The sequence below is a fragment of the Oleiphilus sp. HI0079 genome, from assembly GCF_001635105.1.
This window is the reverse complement of the sequence record NZ_LWFT01001041.1, coordinates 1-1,009: the sequence shown is the minus strand read 5'-3', so window position 1 is coordinate 1,009 and position 1,009 is coordinate 1. Positions and strand designations below refer to the sequence as shown.

Sequence of the window (1,009 nt, the reverse complement as noted above, 5' to 3'; positions counted from 1 at the left end):
GAGGAGCTTGATCATCGTGTTTTGTCGACGATGGCCGAAGTTTGGAGCAAAATCCGAATCAATGGTGCGTTCGTTTATCGGATCAGTTGTCTTGAATCGACTACGGAAATTGCCCAGCAGTTAGCCGATTTAGGCGTCATTTCTTCGACTCAAAGCATGAGCCATACCAAGGCTACTGGCAGAGTCTCGTTATATTTAAATCAGGGTGCTTTGAGCGCCCTCCTGATGGAGCAGTCGTCACCGCTCGATTTTCATAGAGCGTGGTTTGAGTCTCTTATTCAGGAAAATGCATTGAGTAGCGAACAGATTCATGAACTTCTGCACGGAGAGGTGGACGATGAATTTACGCAAGGGAAAATTGTCTGTAGTTGTTTCAAGGTTGGAGAGAAGGCCATTCATGATGCCATAGAAACCAAGCAATGTGACTCTGTAGAGTCGCTTGGCGATGCGCTTAAGTGTGGAACCAATTGTGGATCGTGTAAGCCGGAATTGAAGAAAATACTGGCGAAGCGTGACGTAAAAATGGTGTCGTTGCAGCCTGAGGAGGTTTTGGTATGAGCGCACTAACAGCAAGCATTATTTTGCGTGTTAAAGATGTATTCGCGCAGGCGCGCCTCGGTGTGTTTCAGAGAGTCAGTTCATCGACTTCGGGTACGAATTTATCTGATGCTAGCAACCAAGGGATAGGCCAGCGCGCATCCGACGGATGTGTACATTTGATTGGTGCCGGCCCTGGTGATGCAGAGCTGTTGACCATCAAAGCATACAAAGCGATTCAGCAGGCCGAAGTCATTCTTTACGATGCTCTTGTTGGAGAGGATGTGGTTGCGATGTTTCCGGCATCAGCACAAAAGATGTATGTGGGTAAGCGCTACGGTCAGCACTCGATGACACAACCAGAGATCTGTAGGGTGCTTCTGGAGCTTGCTCAATCCGGTAAGCGGGTAGTTCGACTTAAAGGAGGAGATCCGGCGATATTTGCTCGTGCGGGTGAAGAGTGTGCCCTACT

2 protein-coding genes are annotated in these 1,009 nt (G+C 48.6%); both read left to right on the top strand.

Annotated elements, in window-relative coordinates:
- The coding region (locus A3750_RS18750; protein ID WP_197475149.1) for a (2Fe-2S)-binding protein at nt 1-558 on the top strand (558 nt) is incomplete at its 5' end.
- On the top strand, nt 555-1,009 hold a 455-nt coding region (locus A3750_RS18745), incomplete at its 3' end, for a uroporphyrinogen-III C-methyltransferase (RefSeq protein WP_231871885.1). The genes A3750_RS18750 and A3750_RS18745, both read left to right, overlap by 4 nt.